Source organism: Acinetobacter nematophilus (assembly GCF_026344175.1).
Taxonomy (GTDB): Bacteria; Pseudomonadota; Gammaproteobacteria; order Pseudomonadales; family Moraxellaceae; genus Acinetobacter; species Acinetobacter nematophilus.
Genome location: NZ_JAPKMY010000007.1, coordinates 155,712 through 176,939, shown reverse-complemented (window position 1 = coordinate 176,939; position 21,228 = coordinate 155,712). Strand labels below are relative to the sequence as shown.

Here is a 21,228-nt window from a genome sequence, read left to right as displayed (position 1 = left end):
ATAAACATGTGAGTAGAAAAAAACCACAAGATCATGATAGCAATCACAAGGAGGTACAAGAAACAATGGGCTTAAATCAAGCACAATAATGTCGATCGTTTGAGTTTGATTGAAAGAATATGAATGCACTCTTATATGTGTTGGTCGTGGTGATCTGGGGAACGACATGGATTGCGATTAGTCTGCAACAGCAAAGTGGAATATCGGTGAATGTAGCAGTGTTTTGGCGCTTCTTTATTTCAGCGATGTGTCTATTTGCCTTGATTCTTTTGTGTCGAAAAAAGCACAAGTTGGCTTTAAACGACCATTTATTCTGCATGCTGCAAGCTTGCTGTATTTTTGGTTTCAACTTTGTTTGCTTTTACTTTGCAGTTCAATATATCAGTAGTGGTTTAGAAGCTGTCATTTTTTCGATGGCAGTGATTTTTAACACACTCAATGCCAAAATTTTCTTTAAGCAAAAGATTTCTAAACGTTTTTATCCTGCTGCTCTGCTCGGTGGCTTGGGGATTATTGCCTTGTTTTGGCATGATGTGATGGGAAGCAGCTTAAATCAATATACGTTGATGGGGATAGGTCTTTGCATATTGGGAACCTATGGCTTTTCTCTGGGAAATATGATCAGTACGCGCCATCAAAAAAAAGGACTCGATATTTTTACCACCAATGCTTACGGCATGTTATATGGTTCAATCGTAATGGCATTGATCGCGGTGATGAAGCAGGATGAGTTTTTCCCAAGCATGCAACTCAGTGCAGTCAGCGCTTTATTATATTTGGCTGTGTTTGGCTCAGTGATTGGCTTTACTGCTTATTTCTATTTAGTTGGGCGTATTGGTGCGGGCAAGGCGGCTTATAGTACCTTGTTGTTTCCATTGGTCGCCTTGGTCATTTCAACCTTCTGGGAAGGCTATCAATGGCATATCAATGCTGTGATCGGGGTAATTCTGATTTTATGTGGCAATGCGATTTTCTTTATAAAATTGCCGAATTTTAGGCTATCTCAGATACTTAACCGAAGCTAAATGACTAAAGGTTTGATCCCAACACAAAATAAAAATCGCCGCGCCTATTGACCCAATACGTGCGGCGATGTATTTCAGCAAGCTTTTGAGTTTAAATTACTTTGGATAAAATTAATCTCAACCAGCCTAGCCAATACTTGCGATATATGATCTAGAACGGAAGATCATCATCTAGATCAGCTGGAGCCGTTGCAGGTGCCTGTTGTGGTTTAGGCGACTGGAAACCCTGATTGACATTGTTTCCACCATTGCCATAACCTCCTTGAGGAGCTGCATTGCCATAGCCACCTTGGTTGCCTTGAATATAACCACCACCTTGGTTGTTGTTAAAACCACCTTGTTGATTGTTATTGAAACGGGGTTGGTTATACCCGCCGTTTTCACCCGCTTCACCTTGCTGACGGTTGTTATCCAACATTTGCATTTGCTCACCACGGATTTCCGTTGTGTAGCGTTCTTGACCATTTTGATCTGTCCACTGACGAGTACGTAAAGAACCTTCAATATAAACTTTTGAGCCTTTACGTAAGTATTGCTGTGCAATTTCACCTAAACGGTTATGCAATACAATACGATGCCATTCCGTTTGTTCTTTTCTTTCTCCGGAATTTTTATCTGTCCAAGATTCACTGGTCGCTATTGAAAATTGAGTAAGAGATCCCCCATTTGGGAATGTTTTCGTCTCAGGATCACGACCCAAAGTACCAACTAAAATAACTTTATTTACACCACGCATTAGATGTTATCTTCCTATTCGATTCTATGTTTTACTTTATAAGAGTTATGTTTAAATGGCTACCTCTTTCCCGAACAACTGCGTTAAATGTTGTCGCGCAGCATCATCAATCTGCTGTTTATCAACCTTTATATACGCCACTTGCTGGTCAGACATCACCACGACCTCTTCAATACCACGAATTGACAATAACTGAGAAGTCCAATTATCGGTTTGTTTATCCTCAGGTAATCGCAAAACGATTGATGTCAAATATCGTGGTTGAGCCAGCCCAAAGCTAATGAGCAACCAAAGTATAGCAATAGCTGCTAAAACACTCCAACCCATTGTTGTATTATTAAGCAAAATTAATTGCCCGCCGAGTGTACCACCAAAAAAAGCACCTAAAAATTGAGCACTTGCATTGACACCCATCGCGGTCGCTTTGGACTGAATCGGAGCGGCTTTGGACAACCATGAAGGCAACAAGGCTTCCATCACATTAAAAGCAATAAAGAATAAGCCCAGACCCAACAATAAAATATATTTGGATTCATAACCAAATATAAGAATCACCAGCCCAGCAATAATGCCTGCAATGGCTGTTAGAAAAATACTGCGCATCTTGCGATATTTTTCAGCAAGAATAATGCTTGGAAATGCAAAAAATAAACTGATCACCAACAATGGCAAATACACAATGCCATGTTTGGCTAATGGAATGCCTGCAAAATTAATCAGCTGTGAAGGCACATAAATAAACATTGCAGTGAGCAATAAATGCAAGGCGAATACCGAAACGTGCAAACGATTCAGATCACCCATTTTTAACACTTGTTTGAGCTGATTGAGGTAGCCTTGCTTAAAGTTCTTATGATGGCGTGTGGTTTTGGGTACCAGAAACAACATTGAAATAGCCAACAGTCCCATCACGGTGGTGACCCAAAACAGGCCTGAAATTCCCACCAAGCTGGTCAACCAAGGCCCTAAACTAAAAGCAACCACAAAAGATAAACCGATACTCATGCCCATCACTGCCATGGCTTTGGTGCGGTTTTCTTCACGAGTCACATCTGCCAATAAGGCCATCACAACCGCTGACACGGCGCCAGCGCCAGCAATCGCACGCCCAAGAATCACACCATAAATGGTTTCAGACATTGCTGCAATTGCGCCACCGAAAGCAAACAGCAGCAAACCAAATACAATCAACGGTTTTCGACTAAAGCGATCGGCCCATAAACTGAATGGGATTTGCAGAATGGCCTGACTTAAACCGTAGACACCCACCGCCAAACCAATCAAGGCAGGTGTTGCATATTGATAAGTCTGTCCCACCACCGCAAACACAGGGATAATCATGAACAGCCCCAACATGCGTAAAGCAAAAATACTACTTAATGCAAAGGTCGAGCGGCGTTCTAAAGGATTCATCATATCTACTGGCTTATCAAAACTGGCGAGCTAATTTTCCAACACATCATCGCATATTGTGGCAACTTTGTGGAAACATTGAGCATAAAAAAGAGCACTTTCAAAGTGCTCTCCCATTGTAATCTCTTTTCTTAAAAAAGGATTAATGTTGCTGTTCAATTCGCTTGTTATATTGGATTGATGCAATCACCGCCCATACAATAAAGGCAACACCGATCAAGCCTGTGACGACTTCAGGTACATGGAGCCCTGTACCACTTGCAATCATAATGAAAGCCAAAGCACCAATCGCGTAATGCGCGCCATGTTCAAGGTAGACATAAGCATCCAGTGTACCTTTATCAACAAGATAGATCGTCATTGAACGGACAAACATTGCACCAATTGCCAAGCCCAACATGATGATAACCACATCAGAAGTAATGGCAAACGCGCCGATCACACCGTCGAAACTGAAAGAAGCATCGAGAACTTCCAAATAAATAAAACCACCGATCCCGGCTTTGATGATACCCGTCGGTGCACCATTGGCGTCATGACCTACTGCATTGCCCTCTTCGTCAACCTCTGGTTCACCGCCCAGTAAATGACTGAGCACTTGCACACCGATATAAATCACGATGCCCCAAATACCCGCCATGGTCACCACAAGGCGTTTTGCTTCTTCAACGTTGGCTGCCATCACCAACAAAGCAATGAGTGCAAGGAAAACTGACATCGCAGGCACATTGGCCAAGTTAGCTAAACGCTTTTCAAGCCACTTAAACCAGTGGGTATCTTTGCCTTCATCCAAGAAGAAGTTTAAGAAAACCAATAATAAGAATGCCCCACCAAAAGCAGCAATTTCTGCGTGGTGTGCCAATAATTTTTCTGAATACTGGATCGGGTCATTCAAGGCCATTTTTACCACTTCAAGCATGCCCATGTCCGCGGTGACCGCTACGATCACAACAGGGAAAACCAATCGCATGCCAAAAACAGCAATCAAGATTCCCACCGTTAAAAAGATCATTTTCCAAAAATGATCCCAGTTACGTAGCACCGAAGCGTTCACCACAGCATTATCAAAAGACAATGAGACTTCCATGACAGCCAAAATCGCGGTAATGGTCAGTGCTGACAGCATGGCTTGGACACCTGCATTTGGACCATGGGTAAAACCCCAATATGCAGATATAGCCAAACACACAACCGTAAAAAAGATTGAGAAACCAAAATGTTTCATCATGAGAATACGACCTACGGAGAATAGTTTTTAATCAGAACACTGAAATAAAAATTGGGTTTTTAATGCGCATATTATGACGACTTTTTCAGGTTTCTCCAAAAGTTCTTTGTCATATTTTTATGCTAACTCAGTTGAATTTTCGGCATTCAAATACCTAAACCTACCTAGAGTTGTTATAGTCTTGTCAGTTAAAAATGACTTTAATCGCTTGAATGATTGTATAGGAAAATAACATGCGCTTTTCTGAACAGCTGTGGCAACGTAATCTTGCCTTATATAACAAAACATTAGCTTTGCCATTTAATCAGGAACTGGCTACAGGCACATTAAATAAAGACGCATTTTGTCATTATGTAATTCAGGATGCCCATTATTTAGTCGCGTATGGACGCGCATTGGCTGTATGCGGTGCGAAAGCATTTGATGCTGACGATATCATTCAATTTACACAAGGCGCGAAAGAAGCCATTGTGGTTGAACGCAGTTTGCATGATGGATTTATGCAAAACTTCGGCATCAGCAAAGCGGATTTTGAAAACACACCACTGACGCTTGCTTGCCATCACTATACTTCTTTTTTAACTGCAACAGCATGGTCTGAAAGCTATCCAGTGGTATTGGCTTCGCTGCTGCCTTGCTTCTGGATTTATGCTGAAGTCGGTAAAGACATTGTCAACAAATCTGTAGCCAACAATCCTTATCAAGCATGGATCGATACCTATTCAGGTGAAGAGTTTAATCAAGCAGTCAAAAATGTTTTGGCAACCATTGACCGTATTGCTGAACATTGTGATGCCCTGACACTTGAGAAAATGCATCAGGCTTATACCAAAGGTGCCGAGTTAGAATGGTTATTTTGGGATAGTGCCTATCATCAAAGAAAGTGGTTAGGTTTAGATCAGTAATTTATAGATATAATGCTTCCCACTCTCCCTTATACATATTAAGTTTTGGGACAGTGGGCGTTGAAAATGTACATACAATGCGACTAACAAAATTATCACAACCAATAATTTTATGGGATCTACAAATTTAGATCATGTTACCAATATTGAAATGGTTGTGTTCGTAATTGCAACCTAGTTATAAAAGATAGAATCAAGGCTATAAAGTATAATTATAAAATATTGAATTAATTCATAAATATATCAATCAAAAGCTTTTTTTGATTTTATACTTAAATATATATCAATCAAAATTTAGAAAAACTTCCTAGATAATTTAATAATACTGGATAATTAAAAATGAATGCTTTTATAACATCAGGTGCAAAGACTGATCACGGTGGCATTGTTGTTGAAGCGGACCACTCATTTCTTATAGATGGTAAAGCCATTCATCTCGAAGGAATGAAACACTATTGTCCAAAATGTAAAGTGATGACTAGCGCAATATCGTTAGGTAAGGGTTTCTTTATTGTTGGCACAAGCACAGCAATAATGGCTGGAGATAAGACAACATGTGGCGCTACTTTCCTCCCGAATCAAAGTCTTGCAGTTCGTGAAAGTGGTAAAAGTATTGGCAGAAACAATGCTAAGAACTCAACATCTACGAACAATAATTTTGCAGATGTATTCGATGAGCAAATTGTTGCTGTTGATCATGAAGGTAATTTCATACCTAACACAGCGTATTATATCAAATCAGAAGATGGGCAAATATTTAACGGATACACCGATTCTGAAGGAAAAACTCCACGTATAATTACAAATTCAGCAAATGATCTAGAAATATGGCTGGGTGATGACGCTGAATTTATGATGGAGAACCATAAAAATGGTTAACCCAACAGGTACAGCTAATACAAACCCCAAACCAGGGTCAACTCAAGACATTAAAGTCGAACGAAAAAATAGAATTATTGTTTGGGGTGGGGCTTACAGTAAAAGTGATATAAACACATTTAAAGCTACTGCTAATAACTTACAAAGAATGTATAAAGCCCGAGACGGAAACAAATACAATATATTTATTCGTGAGATAAAAATATATCAAGATCTTATCGACTTAATTAATAGGCAGCCTGAAAATAGTATTAAATCATTAGATATTTTTACACATGGGGGGCAAAATCATTTGTGGATGGTTTCTGTAAGAGAGTCTGATACTGACAATGACCGAATTAAATAGAGTATTTATGATTTAAAATGGATTAGAGGATTATTCAAAAGTGCAAATTTTGATGTAAATGACCTTAAAAAGGTTAATTTTAAAGGCTTTATGAATGATGCCAAAATTGAAATACAAGGTTGCAATACCGCAGAAGATCCACACGATTCTAATAATTTATCTGCCGCTTTTTCAAGGCATTTATATAATTCAGGAAAAATAAAATCTTATGTGATTGGACATACGACTCAATCAAATCCACTAATTAATGGCTCATCAACAAAAATTAGCGAGCAAAGTTATATGTGGATGCGTAGAGTTGTTTATCGAAATGGTCATTTAATTTTAGATACAAAAGACAAAGGCTTTCTAGATAGTAAAATTAAATAATAGGTTGAAATATGTTTGGAAAATATACTTATGAAATCTTTTTAATTTCAGGATACTTGAGTCTTTTATTTCTAGTATTTGCTTTTCTTGTTTTAATCTTTCCAGAATTTTTTAGATTAATCCAAATATTTAATCGTTTGAATAGAAAAAACTCAATATGGCTTTTTCTCATAGCGGGTATATTCTTTCTACTTTGCCAGCTTGCAATACCAGAAGGATTTCCTTAATCAAAACTACGACAGTGGACGTTGAAAATCTAATAAAAAAGAGTGCCAAAGCACTCTTTAAAACGAAGGGATACGTTTAAAATTCTATTTTAAATTAATCTGGTAAATTGCTGTACTACCACTGACCTCGTTACCCACAATCAGCATCGGTTTAGCGTTTGGTGAATCCTTGGCAGAAACAAAAGTGAGTCCTTCAGGCCCCAAATCACTTTTTTCAATCAAAATAGATTCATCTTTAGCATTGATATAAGTTTGATCCTGTTTAAAAGTACGGTTATTAAAATACTGTACAAAAACAGGTTTTAGTGGATTGCTAATATCATAAACCATGATCCCACTTTGACGCTCCAAGCCAATAAATGCGAAGGTTTTCTTACCAATCGTTCCTAAAGCCAAACCTTCTGGTTCAGGTCCTTTGTTGTCACTGCGGTCATCAAAAACTGCTGCTTCATGATCACTGTTAAAGTAATTCGGCAATAATTCAGCCACTTTACGTTCGAACTCACTGCCTGAGTCCCAAACCAGTTTACCTTGTGTATCCCATATGCTAAATGAACGAGCTCCATAGCTATACAGTTTGTTATAGGTCAATAATCCATTGGCATCCAGTTTTGGAGAACCATCGGTATTGGTCTCATAACCCATATTCCATGCAATATTTAAACGCCCCAATTGATCGTCTTCGCGACATAAACCTGGAGTTGCTGTTGCTCCACAGTATGCAAAGACTGTGGCATCCAATTTAGCCCCTTTTACACCTGCGACAAGATTGCTCAAATGCGCAGGATAATCACCTTTATTATTGAAACCTTTAACGTTGAATAAATGCTTCATCCGAATTGCTTCAGCAAAACCTTTGCTTTGATCTCCAGCATAATAAGCCGTTGAGTCCTTCAGCCATTCACGTGAGTCACCCTCATTTGCGGTCACTAAATAACTGGTACCATTGGCTTGATAGTGGGCGATTGAATCAGGTTGGTACATTCCCATCAGACCTGGCCAGGCTTGAATATTAATTTTTTTATCTTTATCGCTGACATCCAAAGCATTGTTTGCCAGACCATGATCTTTATAACCCAATGGTAAAATATCAGTGACTTTTTTAGCCACAATATCAATTTTTGCAATCGCATTATTTTCTTGTAAGCTTGCCCAAGCCGTTTTACCGTCTTGGCTCACTGCGATGTACTCAGGTTCCAAGTCCTGAGCAACTGTCGCTTTAGGACCAAAAATTCGTACACCGGATTGAATCAACTCAGCTTTTTTATCATTAAACGCTTTAAAATCAGCAATGGTTGCTGTTGGCTGACGAATATTACTGAGGTCGATAATGCTGATTGAGCCTTCAGGATCAATACTATAATCTTCATTCGGTTCAGCCTCATTGGCAACCAAAACTGTTTTCCCATCAGGCGTAAAGGTCAGCATATCAGGTAAAGCTCCCACTTCAACTTTACTGATCAGTTTTAAATCTTTGGCATCGAAGAACGCTACGATCCCCTTGTCAGTTTTTTGCTTGGCTTGAACAGCAAGCGCAACAATACCATTTTTGATTGCCACAGAATTTACTTCTGACTCTGCCAAAGCTTCACGCGCAGAGAGCTCGCCAATATGCACTGGCGCATCCGGTTTAGATACATCAAGAACATCGACTAAGCCCTTTTTAGCATTGACCACAAATACCCGTTTGGTGGTTGCATCATAAGCAGGAATTTCTGCTGCACTTTCAGCAAAAACGCCAGTTTCATAACGCCCCAATAAACTCAGACTAATGCTTTCAGGTGTTGCTTCCTCAACCACGGGGGGTGTGGATGAATCATTGTCATCATTACACGCAACCAACCCCACAGAAAGCATTGCCAAACACAATGCAGAAATCTTTAAGTTCATCGGCCAATCCATTGCTGTTTAAATTTTATTCACTATAGAGATGAGGGGTGTAAATTTGATGACCAACAAATGACAGTTTTATTGCAGTTTTTTGACCTCGTATACCGTAGATGATTCTAGTCAACTGTTATAGCAACGATTTCATACAGATTTAGCTGAGGCATTGTTTTAAACTATTCACAAAATTGACTTATTTTAAGCGCTATGACTGCTACGGCATCGCACAGTAAATTACAGCCTAAATTTTATTTATTGGTTTTTTTAGTTTCGATCGGCTTTTTCATGCAAGGCTTGGACACCACGATCATCAATACCGCCTTGCCTGCAATGGCAGAAAGTTTACAAGAAAATCCATTAAAAATGCATGGCATTGTGATCAGCTATGTACTGGCTGTTGCTGCCTGTATTCCGCTGAGTGGTTGGCTGGCTGATCGCTTTGGTATCCGCAATACTTTTTTTATCGCGATTGTGATTTTTACCTCGGCCTCTTTAGGCTGTGCGCTATCCAACAATTTTAATTTATTGATTGCATTTCGAGTCATTCAAGGCATCGGCGGGGCACTACTGGTGCCAGTCGGTCGTCTCGCCATGTTAAAAATCATTCCTCGTGAGCAGTTTCTTTCGGCGATGAGCCTAATGAGTTTGGCAGGGCTACTCGGACCATTGATGGGTCCTGTTTTGGGTGGATGGTTGGTTGAATATGCCTCTTGGCATTGGATTTTTCTGATCAATTTACCGATCGGCATCTTAGGCACATTTGTCACCTTTAAAGCCATGCCCAATGTCAAAGAAGCTTCCGTGAAATCTTTTGACTTCAGCGGTTTTGTTCTTTTAGCCATTGCGATGGTGGGTATGGCACTCGGTATTGAAAATATTGCCAGTAAAGAAATATCTCGAAACTTCAGCATCAGCTTACTTTTAATCGGTCTAGTGTCAGCATGTATTTACGCTTATCACGCGCATACACATCAGAATGCACTCTTTCGTAGCCGTTTATTTAAAAATAAAATTTATGCTATCGGTGTATTGGGAAATTTCTTTGCCCGTTTTGGTGGCAATGCCGTGCCTTTCATTTTACCCCTGATGCTACAGGTGGCTTTTAAGATGGAACCCTTTATGACGGGGATCATGATGACGCCCATTGTTTTGGGTTCATTATTTTCCAAACCCATCATCCGCCCTATTTTACAACGCACAGGCTATCGTCCATTTTTATTGGTCAATACCTTATTGATCGGTGCGTGTATTGCCAGCTTTGCCTTACATAACGTCGACACGCCACTTTGGCTGCGGACTGCCCATTTCTTTATTTTTGGCGTGCTCAATTCATTGCAGTTTGTGACCATGAATACTTTGACGCTGAAAGATTTAACTCAACAAGATGCCAGTAGCGGCAACAGCTTCTTGTCAATGATTATGATGCTTTCAATGAGTATTGGTATTGCCTTAGCAGGTACATTATTAAATACTTTTACAGTATATTTTACCGAGACACATATTACCCAAGCTTTTCACTATACACTGATCTGTTTAGGTGCTATCAATATTATTACCGCTTTAATTTTCTTTCAAATTCCAAAAGACACCCGAGATTAAGCGAAGCAAAATAACACTAAATAAACGATAAGGACGCTGGATATGATTATTCCAAAGTATTGGGCGGAAGCAAAAATAACAACGCAGTCCGAAAAACGCCAGATCACCATCAAACGCTTTGGTTGGTCAGATATGAGTATGCAAGATGCATATATGCATGCGGAAACACGGGTTACAGAAGCACTTGAGCAACTTAAATCAGGACAAAACATTCGAAAACTTGACCATAAGATTCCCTATAATGGCAGTGAAGGTTTGCCCATTCGTGAAGAAATTATTCAACAGCACGATGATGTGGTGATCACACGTAATTCTTATGGTGCGCTCTGCCTCAATACGCCCGATGTTTTATTTGCAGATATTGATTTTAATTACGCACCAAACAGCCGACTGTATTTACTCGGTTTTGTATTGCTGTTTTTTATCGGCATTGTCGGTGCTGTATTGTTGAAGTCTTGGTGGGTATTGGCAATAGGCTTATTTTTTTCAATTGTACTTAGTCGACAAACTGCTGAAATATTACTGGGTATTCAACACAAATGGCTGGGCTCACCCGAACAACAAGCTTTAAAATCGATTCGTCAATTTTCTATGCAACATCCATCGTGGCATTTACGCGTTTATCAAACGCCGAAAGGCTATCGCGTTTTGGTCATGCATCAGGTCTTTGAACCACGCAGTGAAGAAACTCAGCAGTTCTTTAGCGCACTGCAAGCCGACCCGAATTATGTACGCATGTGCAAAAACCAAAACTGTTTTCGTGCAAGGATCAGCCCTAAACCGTGGAGAATCGGTGTGGATGCCTTACGTTTAGGGGTTTGGCCAGTTCAAGAAAACCGTATGCTTGACCGAGACAGATGGATTGCTGAATATCAGGCACGTGCCAAAAAATATGCATCATGTAAATTTATTGAACAATTGGGTAGTCAAATGACGCACCCTAAAGCGAAACGCGTACAATCAACACATGATCAGTACTGCAACGCGACGACTAACCTGGAAATCGCATGACATTGGCATCAGGATGATTTTTGTGAGACATCAACCTAAATATCGTTCTATCATCACCCGGATCGGATGTATCAGTTTATTGAGTACGATCGGCTACTTGGCATTGTTCCATCCGCAGAATGCTGGTGCTCAAGATTATGCCATTCAAGGATTTGATGTTTCACACCATCAAGGAGAAATTGATTGGAAAAAAATATCTCCTCAGCAATACCAGTTTGTTTATCTCAAAGCCACTGAAGGTGGAGATTATCAAGATGATAAGTTTCAGGACTATTGGTTAGAAGCACGTGAACGTGGCATGCGTGTAGGGGCCTACCATTTCTTCCGCTTATGTCGTGATGGTGAAATCCAAGCACAAAACTTTATCAAGACAGTACCCAACAAAAGCAATGCCTTACCCCCTGTCATCGACTTGGAGTATGACAGTGCCTGCATCAACACCTACACCAAAGAGCAGTTACTAAAACAAATCAAAATCATCCATGATCAATTGCATCAACATTATGCCAAACAACCAATTTTCTATACGTCCAAAGTCTTTTATAACATGGTACTTACTGGTGAGTTTAAAGATACACCGATCTGGATCCGTGAATATAAAGATCAACCCGATTTAAAAGATGGTCGGAAATGGACGTTTTGGCAAAAAACCAATCAAGGCCATATTCAAGGCATTGCTAAAAATGTCGATTTAAATGTTTTTTATGGTGATACTGAGCAGTGGAAACAGTTTTTAAAGCAGAATAATTTAAATTAGCCCACCCAACATCATAATCCACTCGACTTTGGTGCTACCGCTTATTCATTTGTATGAATCGTCGATCATAGTCAAACCACCTAGATATCCATAGAGATCATTAATCGTAAATGAAATTTAAGATTCTTTGTATTTTTGATTCACAGATGGTCTTGCTATCGTGAGGCGACATGGATGTCGTCATGTTGAGCGGGGGTATATGAGCAAAAACAAAGCACTGCTTTGTTTACAGCGCAAGAACCCTGTTAAACGAAAGATTCTTGTCATCTTTTCATCTCTGAAAAGTGGGGCATCACCTACGCAAATCTTTTTTAAAATTTAGATGTAAAGCATGGCAATGAAAGCTTTAGATAACCAAAAGTATATCTATAGCATTGATTCTATGAATCAATAAAAATTATATTTTGCTGTATCATTTTTTCTATGGATTGACTATAGCTGTCTTACTGTATTTTGAGCAATTCAAAATCAATTCATTTTAGATGATCGATTTCATTCTCCTCTCAAGTCCGGGTTTAATCTGCATGGATAGGTAACGCCTATGTTTGTATGTTGGCAAAGCCAATGTAGCTTCAATGGATACAGCTGAGCGTAAAATGCTTAAAAAGATCAGAAATGATTATAAAAAGTCAGCATCTCGACACAAACTGTCGCAGATTCGTGCCAAACACCAAATTCATCACTTACAACAAATCAAGATCGGTTAGAATAAACACACAGCGCTGCAACACTGTGTCATTCATGAGAAAAATCATCCATATCGACATGGATGCATTCTATGCATCTGTAGAACTACTTGAACGTCCTGAATTAAGGCACTTGCCTGTGGTGATTTCTTCACATCATCCTCGGGCAGTGATTGCTGCGGCATCTTACCCTGCCCGTCAATTCGGCTTACGTTCGGCAATGTCGATGGCACAAGCAAAAAAGCGCTGTCCACAAGTCTATGTGATTGAACCCAATTTTGAAAAATATCGTGATGTTTCCTATCAAATTCATGAAATTTTCCAAAAATATACCCCACTCATTGAACCTTTATCTTTAGATGAAGCTTATCTTGATGTGACTGAAAATTTATTAAATATTCCCAGTGCCACCGAAGTTGCTGAACGCATTCGTGCGGATATTTATCAGCAAACGGGTCTTACCGCCTCAGCAGGAGTCGCGCCAAATAAATTTCTGGCCAAAGTGGCTTCGGATTGGAATAAGCCAAATGGCATTTGCATCATTAAGCCCAGCCAAGTTCAAAATTTTATTCAAGATTTAGCCCTAAAAAAAATTCCTGGCGTGGGTAAAGTTACTCAGGAAAAACTCAAGAGTTTAAATTTAGAAACTTTAGGTGATTTACAGAAAATTGAAGAAAGCATCTTGATTCACCATTTTGGCAAATATGGCAAACAATTGTTTTTATATGCTCAAGGCATCGATGAACGCCCTGTACAGGCAGAACGGCAACGACAGCAAATTTCAAAAGAAACCACATTTGATGACGATTTTAATCTCGAACAATGTGCAATCTATTGGGATAATTTAATTACACGGGTTTGGCTCAGTTTAGAAAAAAAGCAGATGCAGGCACGTGGTGTAACAGTCAAACTTAAACTCAAGAATTTTCAAGTGTTGCAGCACAGTAAAAGCTTTAAAACCGCACTCAAATCACCACAAGAAATGACCCAAGTCATTCAAATCCTATTGAATGAAATGCAAATTCCTGAGCATTTTCAATTTCGTTTAATTGGCGTGGGTCTATACCAACTCACAGACCAACAGGATGAGTCACAATTATCCTTATGGTAAAGCACCCATATGCTTTTATTTTATATGCTGAACTGATTGATATTCTGAAATAAAATTTTCAATCAATGCGGATACTGGATGGGCAAAAACATAAGCCAAATCATGTTCACCCTGGGCAACCACATGCAAGGTTGAATTGCCGATTTTTTCATGTAAATATTCACCTACTTTGAGGGGGCTGATTGGATCTGAATCACCCCAAATCAACAGAACGGGGCAGGAAATCTGACTGAGTAATTCATCCATATAAGATTGATGATCAACAAACCAGCTCGGAACATCAAAAGTCTGCTGATAATCTTTTCGCCAATCTGCCACATGAAACGGCGCTAAATCAATTCCACCCGAAGTTGCCACCAACACCAATGCTGCAATCTGCTGTGGTTTCTGCAATGCTGCCTGTACTGCAAAGATCCCGCCCATCGACTGGGCAATCACAATCGATGGATGTTGAATCTGCGCAATCACGTAGTCCTGTAAATCTTCAAAGCTTTGGATATCGGGGTGATCTGGAGATCCGCCAAAGCTTGGATAAGCAAGCACGGTTTTTTGATGATTCACTGGCAGGTTGTGCATGACAGGTTGCCAAAATTCAGTACTCCCCGATGCACCCGGTAAAAAAATTAAATTCATTTACAGTCCACTTTTTAGCACAACAGAACTTAATCACCACTTTTTGCTTTTGCACGTTGATAAGCAGGTCGCTGTTGGATACGTTCCGCATAGGCTGCAAGATGGGGGGTATTGTTTTTAGTTCGTTGTTGCATGGCGACAACAGGAAAACTCATCTGAATATCAGCAAAAGAAAACTCTCCTGCTGCATAGTCATGCTGACTAAAATAATCTTCCAAAAACACTGAATGTTCTTTTAAGCGAGGATTGATAAAACCGCCACGGACACCTTCTGAGATTTTTTTTGCGATTGGTCGAATCAAAAATGGGACATGTTTGGGCATATTGGTCATCACTAAAGTCATGACCAAATAAGGCATTAAAGAACCTTCTGCATAATGCATCCAATAGTTATATTGCATCAGATCTTGAGGATTCTTGGGCTTAAACTGGTTTTGGCTATCATAGGTCGTTTGAAGATAGTCTAAAATCACTGCAGATTCAGCAATTGTTAAATCTCCATCGGTCAACACAGGTGACTTTCCCAATGGATGAACAGCTTTTAACTCGGGTGGTGCAGCAAAAGTCGGCAACCGCTTATAGTGCTTAATTTGATATTCAAGTCCCAGCTCCTCCAAAGCCCAAATAATCCGTAATGAACGTGATTGATCCAGATGATGTAATGTAATCATTTTTATTGCCTCAATTATTGTGTTCTGACTATAGATGGATCTTGGCTTTTCAACAATTGTATTGCTATATTTTTAACACTTTTATCAGTGTACTCTAGAATGACTGTGATTATAATCTGTATGAATATCAGCCATACTGAAAATAAAAATGAAGCATTTACTCTGTTTAACGCTGTTATTGGTGTGCGCCAAAACATATTCCTATCAACCCAAACTTATTTCGCTGGGGGCTATAGAACCTCAGGGCCAAGTCTTTCTTGATGCCAAGGCGCATACAACCATTCGTGATTCCTTTAAGCAAGCGGTGATCTACGAAAAATATGCTCAACCGATCCGGTTGAACAGCGATGAGCCTTATCAATCGGTCATTAAACAGCTTATTGTCGATTGTAAAGCGAAGACTATTGCTATTCGGGGCGCTGATTACTTTGCTAGAAAAACATCGAACAGTAAATTAGTGAAAAAGTTTGACCACATTACGTTGAGTCATGATGGCGAAACTGGAGCCGCTTTTTATTCTTTTGATGATTTAGAGTTCAAGCCCTTGAATCAAGGTAAATTTTCTACACAAATATATGGTATGAGCTGTAAATAAATCATCAGCAATAGGTACAACATCACAAAGACATTTTGTAGAACGGCAAAATGTCTTTTGCAAATCAAATCATTTTTTCAAGGCCACTTAAATAATCGTGGTATTGATTTCTAAGCTTCTTAACAAAGTTTTAGTCACAGGGGTTTTTTGACAAATATCCAATACTTTTTGATGCATTTCCTCTGACAGCACATTGGCAAAAGATAAACGGCGTTCTATCCATTCTTTGCCTTCTTTATTGGCATTAAAATCTGCTTCGACAGTAAACTCGCCCAAATCAAAACCTTTATGTTGAGCGTACATACGTAAAGTAATCATCGTACAGGAAATCAAACCTGAGCAAACAAAATCATAAGGTGCTAAACCTTTGTCTTGTCCACCAAATGATTCCGGCTTATCCGTAATCAGTTGATGCTTTCCGCTAACGACTTCGCCTGACCATGGTTCCGGATAGGTTTTTACTTTTGCATTTGCGATGATTGCCATTTTATTTTCCTTTCATATTAAATTTTTTTAATAAATGCCTGTATAGATAAAGCTTGTAAATTCAGCACTTGCGCTAAAGAATGAACCCACAAACCCTTAACGCAAATGATTTACTCTGCATCTGTCTCTTAAGATTACCCATACGGTAGGTTACTTCGATGGTCGCATCTTGTCTGGAAATGCAGGTGCTTCCAGACGTGGGCCATCATAATCAGGAATTGTTCCAAAACGCGCATCTTGATTGATCCATTGTTCTGTCGCAGTCTTCAGTTCCTCTTGTGTACGTCCCACAAGGTTCCACCACAACAAAATAGGAGATTCAAACGGTTCACCACCTATCAATAGCAAACGTGAACCTTTTGGAAGCTCTACGTCAATTTGCGAGATTCCAGGTTCTAGCACCACCATATTGTCACTATTTAACTCATGACCATTCACGATTGCATTGCCTTCCAAAGCCATAAATCCATATTCAAATTTAGGATTGAGTGGAATACGCGTTTTGGTCTGTTCTTTGGCAAAGAAATCAATACCCAATAATTCTGTATGGACTTGAACAGGTGATACAGTGTCCATAAATTCACCAACTAAAACAGTGAACTCAATATTGTCCTTTTCAACCACAGGCAAAACTGGATAGTGGTCAAATTGAGGTGCCATGTTGATTTTATCATCAGGCAATGCAATCCAGAGTTGTGCAGCATGCATTCGAGTCTCAGTATCAGGCGCAACTTCTGTATGAGAAATACCATAACCTGCGGTCATCAAATTGACCTGCTTTGGGCGGATCAATTGTTTTGAGCCAATGCTGTCTGTATGCATCATTGTGCCTTCAATCATCCACGTAAAAGTCTGTAAACCAATATGTGGGTGTGGTCCAACATCCAATCCATCTCCCTGAGGAAATGTTACGGGTCCTGCGTGATCTAAAAAGCACCATGCGCCAATCATACGTTTCTGACGACTGGGTAATGCGCGCTTAATGACGGTGCCTCTGCCTATTTCCGCTGAACGGATTGGAAAGTCTTGAATAAATTTATTCACATATTTTTCACAATCATCAGAATGAGAAATCTCGGTATAGTTGGTATTGGTCATTTTGTTATCCTAAAGTTGCTCATCAGCTCAGGATGTTATTTCAACATCTGCTATTTCAATCTATCTAGCCTAGCGGTTTTATATCCATCAACCTATAGCTATCTTAATACGCTGAATACTATGAATAGGACAATAATAGTGTGGTTTTTGTTATAAAGTCGGTGGTCTTCGACTGATGATGCTGTAATTCCAGATTCAGGCTTATTGCTCAAATACTCTCAGCCTGATCTCGATCCAAAACCATCCATGTGCAGAACTTTTTCGTTTCAGGCACTGGCGTTACAAGATTGACCAATAAACCTGTAAAACCACGGGCAATAGGAAAATTAGCATCAGCCAAGTGGCATATTTTGTTGTTAACCTGGGAATTTTACTCAAGATCATTGCCGATTGAGCTTGCCTTACAGCTTATTTGTGATTTGAACTTTTTAATCACGCCTCTTTCTTTACATTTTGCTTTAAATTTTTCATGAATTGCCTTACAGCCGGTTCAAAATCTTTGAATAAAATATGATCACGATGTGTAATCATCACTTCTAAAAACAACTTGAGCCCTACTGCAAATGCCTTTGTTGTTTCTTCATCAAAAAACTCGGCTTTTTTTAAACGTTCAACAATTTCAAAAATATCGTCGTGATTTCCTACATTGAATTCAATGTTTTCACTATAGTTTGAAGCTTGACCTTTTGCATCTGCAAGATGCTGTACCGTGACATGGTATTGATGTTGTTTCATGTGATTTCTCTACTTAATGTAATGTAGGACTAAACTCAATATCTAAAACATCGACATTGAATTGTTGGAAAACCTTTTCCAATGATTTAATCAAGGACGCTTTATTAATTTTCGTCAGATCAGCACATTGAATATTTAAGGACTCAGCTTCAGATTTGTTAATCAAGACATAGCGCGCTTCATCTCTACCATTCAGTTTCTGACACAGCAAACCTGCTCTTTCCAAGTCGCTGACCACGCGATAGATGGTGGATAAGCTAATTTGCTGATGGTTCAGATAAAGTTGTTGATAAATTTGTTTAGCCGTCAGTGGTACGTTTTGATCGGATAAGACTTTAAATACACACACTCGCGCCTGAGTAATTTTTAAGTTTGATTGGCGCAATTTCTGTTGGATTTCAATATCCATGTCTCACCTTTTGGATGTCATGTTATAAACGCCCAATCTTTACAGCAGCTTGATCAATGATCTCAGCAACCTGTCTAACCTGTTCTGCATTAAAATCTTTGCCTTTCAGCTTTAAACGCAACGCGGTTTTTAAATTTTCCATGGCACGGTGTACATCCACATACTGGTCATTCTCATGAAGTTCACGACGTGTTTCTAAACGCGCCAACAAATGCTGGATGTGTTGATTTTGCTCTTTTAAATGCAATCTTCCAGCTTCAGTGATGTGATATTGCTTGCGATCATCTGCTGTATTTTCCACAACAACAAAACCGATTTCTTCAAGATAGGTCAGTGTCGGATAAATGGTACCTGAACTGGGTGTATAGCCACCACCGACCAAATCACTGATGTCTTTGATAATTTCATAACCATGTTTGGCTTGCTGTTCAATCAGATGAAGTACCAAAAGCTTCATTTTTCCCGATTCAAACAAACGGCCTCTGCGTCCACCATAACCCTTTTCTGGATGATGTTCGTGATGCTCAAAACCATGGTTTATATGCTCATGCCGGCCTGATTTCATCTTTATTTTTCTCAATTCGATTAATTTATAATTAATAAGATATATCTTAATAAGTCTTTAAGCAAGTTAAGATTTAAAATAAGATTCAATATATTGATAAATAATGAATTTATTTTATAAAAAATATATCTTAATTTCTCTCATAAACATTAAGGAAGAACATACTTTATTTTAAATTTAAATATCCCTATAAAATAAAGAGTTAATTTGATTTTATTTAACGAGAATAAGAATATAAAAAAAGTATGAACATAAATGACTTAAATATAATTTTTCTTGAATTTATCGTTAATATTTCAATTAAAATAATTAAACTTTTTTATTTTCAGATATTTAAATATTGACATATAGGCTAAATTAAATACAATTCGCCTTGTAACAAAAAATTAATACTTTTATAACAAAAGGGTCACATGATGTTTAAAAAAACTTTATTTGCTGCATTACTGGCAACTTCTTTTGGGTCTGCTCATGCATATCAAGCTGAAATAGGTGGAGCATTGGGTATTGTTGATCCAGATGAAGGGGATACAGCCACTGCTTTTGCAATTGATGGAAAATATTATTTCAAGCCTGTTCAAGTCAAAAATAATCCATTAAACGAAGCCGCGTTTTTAGACCGTGCAAGTAACGTCAATGCTGAGATTAGCTATATCGATTATGAGTTTGGTGATATTACAAGCTATGGTGTAGGTATTGAATACTTTGTTCCAAATACTGACTTCTATGCGAGTGCAACGATTGCCCGTTCAACTGACAAAGAAGATGGCTTCGAAGATTTCGACAATACAACGTATACAGCAGAATTAGGTTATCTACCAATTCCAGGTCTTTTAGTCGCTGTTGGTTTAACAGGCTATAACAATGATGTTGATGATGATGTAGATCCAACTATTCGTGCTAAATATGTAACCCAAGTGGGTCGTTATGACATGAACTTCGAAGGTGGTGCAAGTTTTGGTGATACAGATGTCTATAACCTCGCTACCGATTTATATCTAGATAAAACTCTCAGCGTGGGGGTAGCTTATTCAGGTAGCCGTGTAGATGGAAATGATGAAGATATCTTTACAATTCGTGCGAAAAAATTCTTTACACAACAAGTGAGTTTAGAGGGCGCTATTGATTTTGCTGATGACTATAATACTTATGGTCTTCGCGCTGCATATCGTTTCTAATTATTTGTAAAATATGAAAACCGTTCTCCAATGAGCGGTTTTTTAAATTCTAAATTTATTGCTTTAGATACAGTTTTTTCAACAACTTGGATACTGGACAGTTTCTGTTTAAGTAGTACGTCAAAGGCCTAGAAGCCATATAATGAAATAAATCAGGAATCAATCATTCATTAAAATCACCTTGGGTTTAGACGGAATCTCATTTAATTTGTATTGTACTTTTTTCATCAACCTAAGTAATTCCTTAGGATTTTCTTCATTTAAATTGAATGGGTGCTCTGAAGAACTACTACGCATATCAGTTTGAATATTGGATTGACTATCTAAAAATAATGTCATCGGAATATAGCGTACACCATATTCTAAACTTAACTCCTCCTCTTCATTCACATTGACCTTAATCATAATGAATTTTTTCGAAAGATCTACAACTTCCTGATCATAAAAAACTTTTCCATAACGCTTAGATGCACCACACCAGTTTGCATAAAACACCAATAAAATGGGTTTCTTTTCTTGTTCAGCAATTTGCAGCCCTTTTTCATAAGACCACCAATTGATTTTGTCTTCATTCCATTTTATTACATTCGCAAAGGTCGTATTTGAAAGCAGAATAAAAACTGTAGCAATCCATATTTTCATTTTTATAATTTCTTTTAAAAAAATAAATAAACGTTAA

General features: G+C 38.7%; 24 protein-coding genes. 11 read left to right on the top strand and 13 right to left on the bottom strand.

Annotation, left to right across the window (positions count from 1 at the left end; genetic code table 11):
• Positions 1 to 119: 119 nt before the first annotated feature.
• Positions 120 to 1,025 carry a DMT family transporter gene (locus OSH00_RS13985; protein ID WP_266130924.1) on the top strand — a complete coding sequence of 302 codons (906 nt, stop codon included), beginning with the start codon at positions 120 to 122 and terminating at the stop codon, positions 1,023 to 1,025.
• 151 nt (positions 1,026 to 1,176) lie between these two features.
• Here OSH00_RS13985 and ssb read toward each other — a convergent pair whose 3' ends face one another.
• The 3 genes from ssb to OSH00_RS13970 form a co-directional block, all read right to left on the bottom strand.
• A complete protein-coding gene (ssb, locus tag OSH00_RS13980) occupies positions 1,177 to 1,761 on the bottom strand; it encodes a single-stranded DNA-binding protein (RefSeq protein ID WP_266130923.1) in 585 nt (194 codons plus the stop codon).
• A 51-nt stretch (positions 1,762 to 1,812) separates the two neighbouring features.
• Positions 1,813 to 3,177 (bottom strand): MFS transporter, encoded by a 1,365-nt coding sequence (locus OSH00_RS13975; protein ID WP_266130922.1) that lies wholly within the window; start codon positions 3,175 to 3,177, stop codon positions 1,813 to 1,815.
• Between the two features lie 139 nt (positions 3,178 to 3,316).
• On the bottom strand, positions 3,317 to 4,399 hold the full coding sequence (locus tag OSH00_RS13970) for a DUF475 domain-containing protein (protein WP_266130970.1): 1,083 nt from the start codon (positions 4,397 to 4,399) through the stop codon (positions 3,317 to 3,319).
• Between the two features lie 236 nt (positions 4,400 to 4,635).
• On the opposite strand from OSH00_RS13970, the gene tenA reads away from it, so the two are divergent.
• The 4 genes from tenA (at position 4,636) to OSH00_RS13950 (ending at position 6,901) form a co-directional block, all read left to right on the top strand.
• On the top strand, positions 4,636 to 5,307 hold the full coding sequence (gene tenA / locus OSH00_RS13965; RefSeq protein ID WP_266130921.1) for a thiaminase II: 672 nt from the start codon (positions 4,636 to 4,638) through the stop codon (positions 5,305 to 5,307).
• Between the two features lie 339 nt (positions 5,308 to 5,646).
• Positions 5,647 to 6,186 (top strand): PAAR domain-containing protein, encoded by a 540-nt coding sequence (locus tag OSH00_RS13960; RefSeq protein WP_266130920.1) that lies wholly within the window; start codon positions 5,647 to 5,649, stop codon positions 6,184 to 6,186.
• The gene (locus OSH00_RS13955) at positions 6,179 to 6,532 is read left to right on the top strand and encodes a hypothetical protein (protein WP_266130919.1); all 354 of its coding nucleotides are present in this window, start codon (positions 6,179 to 6,181) and stop codon (positions 6,530 to 6,532) included. Before OSH00_RS13960 ends, OSH00_RS13955 begins: the two co-directional genes overlap by 8 nt.
• 90 nt (positions 6,533 to 6,622) lie before the next feature.
• Entirely contained in the window at positions 6,623 to 6,901 is a 279-nt protein-coding gene (locus OSH00_RS13950) for a hypothetical protein (protein WP_266130918.1), read from the top strand.
• A gap of 311 nt (positions 6,902 to 7,212) precedes the next feature.
• Here OSH00_RS13950 and OSH00_RS13945 read toward each other — a convergent pair whose 3' ends face one another.
• Positions 7,213 to 9,018, bottom strand: coding sequence for a choice-of-anchor I family protein (locus OSH00_RS13945; protein WP_266130917.1), 1,806 nt, complete (start codon positions 9,016 to 9,018; stop codon positions 7,213 to 7,215).
• A gap of 204 nt (positions 9,019 to 9,222) precedes the next feature.
• Between OSH00_RS13945 and mdtD the strand changes: the two genes are divergently transcribed.
• The 4 genes from mdtD to dinB all read left to right on the top strand — a co-directional run bounded on the left by mdtD (position 9,223) and on the right by dinB (position 14,179).
• Positions 9,223 to 10,614: a multidrug transporter subunit MdtD gene (gene mdtD / locus OSH00_RS13940; RefSeq protein WP_266130916.1), complete on the top strand. Its 1,392-nt coding sequence runs from the start codon at positions 9,223 to 9,225 to the stop codon at positions 10,612 to 10,614.
• 42 nt (positions 10,615 to 10,656) lie between these two features.
• Positions 10,657 to 11,625 (top strand): hypothetical protein, encoded by a 969-nt coding sequence (locus tag OSH00_RS13935; RefSeq protein WP_266130915.1) that lies wholly within the window; start codon positions 10,657 to 10,659, stop codon positions 11,623 to 11,625.
• A gap of 13 nt (positions 11,626 to 11,638) precedes the next feature.
• A complete protein-coding gene (locus OSH00_RS13930) occupies positions 11,639 to 12,382 on the top strand; it encodes a glycoside hydrolase family 25 protein (protein ID WP_266130914.1) in 744 nt (247 codons plus the stop codon).
• Positions 12,383 to 13,123: 741 nt separating this feature from the next.
• Positions 13,124 to 14,179 carry a DNA polymerase IV gene (gene dinB, locus OSH00_RS13925; protein ID WP_266130913.1) on the top strand — a complete coding sequence of 352 codons (1,056 nt, stop codon included), beginning with the start codon at positions 13,124 to 13,126 and terminating at the stop codon, positions 14,177 to 14,179.
• A 15-nt stretch (positions 14,180 to 14,194) separates the two neighbouring features.
• On the opposite strand, the gene OSH00_RS13920 is transcribed toward dinB, so the two are convergent.
• Together OSH00_RS13920 and OSH00_RS13915 are read right to left on the bottom strand one after the other, a co-directional pair.
• Positions 14,195 to 14,812, bottom strand: coding sequence for an alpha/beta fold hydrolase (locus OSH00_RS13920; protein WP_266130912.1), 618 nt, complete (start codon positions 14,810 to 14,812; stop codon positions 14,195 to 14,197).
• Between the two features lie 29 nt (positions 14,813 to 14,841).
• Positions 14,842 to 15,483, bottom strand: a complete 642-nt coding sequence (locus tag OSH00_RS13915) for a glutathione S-transferase family protein (RefSeq protein WP_266130911.1) — start codon at positions 15,481 to 15,483, stop codon at positions 14,842 to 14,844.
• A 148-nt stretch (positions 15,484 to 15,631) separates the two neighbouring features.
• Between OSH00_RS13915 and OSH00_RS13910 the strand changes: the two genes are divergently transcribed.
• A complete protein-coding gene (locus OSH00_RS13910; protein WP_266130910.1) occupies positions 15,632 to 16,078 on the top strand; it encodes a surface-adhesin E family protein in 447 nt (148 codons plus the stop codon).
• A gap of 87 nt (positions 16,079 to 16,165) precedes the next feature.
• Here OSH00_RS13910 and OSH00_RS13905 read toward each other — a convergent pair whose 3' ends face one another.
• The 6 genes from OSH00_RS13905 to OSH00_RS13880 form a co-directional block, all read right to left on the bottom strand.
• Positions 16,166 to 16,564 (bottom strand): OsmC family protein, encoded by a 399-nt coding sequence (locus tag OSH00_RS13905; protein WP_266130909.1) that lies wholly within the window; start codon positions 16,562 to 16,564, stop codon positions 16,166 to 16,168.
• A 150-nt stretch (positions 16,565 to 16,714) separates the two neighbouring features.
• The gene (locus OSH00_RS13900; RefSeq protein ID WP_266130908.1) at positions 16,715 to 17,662 is read right to left on the bottom strand and encodes a pirin family protein; all 948 of its coding nucleotides are present in this window, start codon (positions 17,660 to 17,662) and stop codon (positions 16,715 to 16,717) included.
• A gap of 208 nt (positions 17,663 to 17,870) precedes the next feature.
• On the bottom strand, positions 17,871 to 18,002 hold the full coding sequence (locus OSH00_RS13895; RefSeq protein ID WP_266130907.1) for a hypothetical protein: 132 nt from the start codon (positions 18,000 to 18,002) through the stop codon (positions 17,871 to 17,873).
• Positions 18,003 to 18,094: 92 nt separating this feature from the next.
• Positions 18,095 to 18,397, bottom strand: a complete 303-nt coding sequence (locus OSH00_RS13890; RefSeq protein WP_196076186.1) for a DUF3861 domain-containing protein — start codon at positions 18,395 to 18,397, stop codon at positions 18,095 to 18,097.
• 13 nt (positions 18,398 to 18,410) lie between these two features.
• A complete protein-coding gene (locus OSH00_RS13885; protein ID WP_266130906.1) occupies positions 18,411 to 18,806 on the bottom strand; it encodes a Fur family transcriptional regulator in 396 nt (131 codons plus the stop codon).
• A 22-nt stretch (positions 18,807 to 18,828) separates the two neighbouring features.
• Complete coding sequence (locus OSH00_RS13880; protein WP_420909522.1) at positions 18,829 to 19,371, bottom strand: PadR family transcriptional regulator; 543 nt, start codon at positions 19,369 to 19,371, stop codon at positions 18,829 to 18,831.
• A 416-nt stretch (positions 19,372 to 19,787) separates the two neighbouring features.
• Here OSH00_RS13880 and OSH00_RS13875 point away from each other — a divergent pair, with 416 nt between their 5' ends.
• Complete coding sequence (locus tag OSH00_RS13875) at positions 19,788 to 20,549, top strand: putative porin (protein ID WP_266130905.1); 762 nt, start codon at positions 19,788 to 19,790, stop codon at positions 20,547 to 20,549.
• 159 nt (positions 20,550 to 20,708) lie between these two features.
• Here OSH00_RS13875 and OSH00_RS13870 read toward each other — a convergent pair whose 3' ends face one another.
• A complete protein-coding gene (locus OSH00_RS13870) occupies positions 20,709 to 21,191 on the bottom strand; it encodes a thioredoxin family protein (RefSeq protein WP_266130904.1) in 483 nt (160 codons plus the stop codon).
• Between the last annotated feature and the right edge of the window lie 37 nt (positions 21,192 to 21,228).

Bases quoted from the DNA above. Each gene is read 5' to 3' on its own strand.
- OSH00_RS13945 (WP_266130917.1), bottom strand. From the start codon at position 9,018: ATGAACTTAAAGATTTCTGCATTGTGTTTGGCAATGCTTTCTGTGGGG.
- ssb (WP_266130923.1), bottom strand. From the start codon at position 1,761: ATGCGTGGTGTAAATAAAGTTATTTTAGTTGGTACTTTGGGTCGTGAT.
- OSH00_RS13910 (WP_266130910.1), top strand. From the start codon at position 15,632: ATGAAGCATTTACTCTGTTTAACGCTGTTATTGGTGTGCGCCAAAACA.
- OSH00_RS13985 (WP_266130924.1), top strand. From the start codon at position 120: ATGAATGCACTCTTATATGTGTTGGTCGTGGTGATCTGGGGAACGACA.
- OSH00_RS13960 (WP_266130920.1), top strand. From the start codon at position 5,647: ATGAATGCTTTTATAACATCAGGTGCAAAGACTGATCACGGTGGCATT.
- dinB (WP_266130913.1), top strand. From the start codon at position 13,124: ATGAGAAAAATCATCCATATCGACATGGATGCATTCTATGCATCTGTA.
- tenA (WP_266130921.1), top strand. From the start codon at position 4,636: ATGCGCTTTTCTGAACAGCTGTGGCAACGTAATCTTGCCTTATATAAC.
- mdtD (WP_266130916.1), top strand. From the start codon at position 9,223: ATGACTGCTACGGCATCGCACAGTAAATTACAGCCTAAATTTTATTTA.
- OSH00_RS13930 (WP_266130914.1), top strand. From the start codon at position 11,639: ATGATTTTTGTGAGACATCAACCTAAATATCGTTCTATCATCACCCGG.
- OSH00_RS13870 (WP_266130904.1), bottom strand. From the start codon at position 21,191: ATGAAAATATGGATTGCTACAGTTTTTATTCTGCTTTCAAATACGACC.
- OSH00_RS13950 (WP_266130918.1), top strand. From the start codon at position 6,623: ATGAATGATGCCAAAATTGAAATACAAGGTTGCAATACCGCAGAAGAT.
- OSH00_RS13900 (WP_266130908.1), bottom strand. From the start codon at position 17,662: ATGACCAATACCAACTATACCGAGATTTCTCATTCTGATGATTGTGAA.
- OSH00_RS13880 (WP_420909522.1), bottom strand. From the start codon at position 19,371: ATGAAATCAGGCCGGCATGAGCATATAAACCATGGTTTTGAGCATCAC.
- OSH00_RS13915 (WP_266130911.1), bottom strand. From the start codon at position 15,483: ATGATTACATTACATCATCTGGATCAATCACGTTCATTACGGATTATT.
- OSH00_RS13970 (WP_266130970.1), bottom strand. From the start codon at position 4,399: ATGAAACATTTTGGTTTCTCAATCTTTTTTACGGTTGTGTGTTTGGCT.
- OSH00_RS13955 (WP_266130919.1), top strand. From the start codon at position 6,179: ATGGTTAACCCAACAGGTACAGCTAATACAAACCCCAAACCAGGGTCA.
- OSH00_RS13935 (WP_266130915.1), top strand. From the start codon at position 10,657: ATGATTATTCCAAAGTATTGGGCGGAAGCAAAAATAACAACGCAGTCC.
- OSH00_RS13920 (WP_266130912.1), bottom strand. From the start codon at position 14,812: ATGAATTTAATTTTTTTACCGGGTGCATCGGGGAGTACTGAATTTTGG.
- OSH00_RS13905 (WP_266130909.1), bottom strand. From the start codon at position 16,564: ATGGCAATCATCGCAAATGCAAAAGTAAAAACCTATCCGGAACCATGG.
- OSH00_RS13890 (WP_196076186.1), bottom strand. From the start codon at position 18,397: ATGAAACAACATCAATACCATGTCACGGTACAGCATCTTGCAGATGCA.
- OSH00_RS13875 (WP_266130905.1), top strand. From the start codon at position 19,788: ATGTTTAAAAAAACTTTATTTGCTGCATTACTGGCAACTTCTTTTGGG.
- OSH00_RS13975 (WP_266130922.1), bottom strand. From the start codon at position 3,177: ATGATGAATCCTTTAGAACGCCGCTCGACCTTTGCATTAAGTAGTATT.
- OSH00_RS13885 (WP_266130906.1), bottom strand. From the start codon at position 18,806: ATGGATATTGAAATCCAACAGAAATTGCGCCAATCAAACTTAAAAATT.